Source organism: Pseudomonas peli (assembly GCF_050563605.1).
GTDB classification, from domain to species: domain Bacteria; phylum Pseudomonadota; class Gammaproteobacteria; order Pseudomonadales; family Pseudomonadaceae; genus Aquipseudomonas; species Aquipseudomonas peli_A.
In genome coordinates this window covers 1-330 of sequence record NZ_JBNXUH010000360.1, presented here as the reverse complement: position 1 = coordinate 330, position 330 = coordinate 1, and the positions used below count along the sequence as shown (strand labels likewise).

Annotated in this window: 1 protein-coding gene; it reads right to left on the bottom strand. The window is 57.0% G+C overall.

The genetic code is table 11. From position 1 onward, the window contains the following. A partial coding sequence (locus ACQ4LH_RS21980) for a response regulator (protein ID WP_430699020.1) occupies window positions 1-330 on the bottom strand: 330 nt, incomplete at both ends.

Below are 330 nucleotides of genomic sequence, written 5' to 3'. Positions count from 1 at the left end.
TCCCCCTCTTCTCTCTGCCCCTTTTCTTCTTTCGCTGTCTCTCTTTTTTTGTCACGGGCCACAGCCGGCAGCCACTTCAGCAGCATCGCGAACAGCTCGTCCGGATCGATGGGTTTGGCCAGGTGCGCATTCATGCCGGCGGCCAGGCACTGCTCACGGTCGCTGCTCATGGCGTTGGCAGTCATGGCCAGCACCGGCAAATCGGCCCAGCGTGGGTTGGCACGAATCTTCCGGGTGGCGGTAAGGCCAAACATAAAGAAAATATAAATACAAAGAAGAAAAAGAGGGGAGAGGCCACGGGAAAGGATACCCCGGTCGCTGATACACATC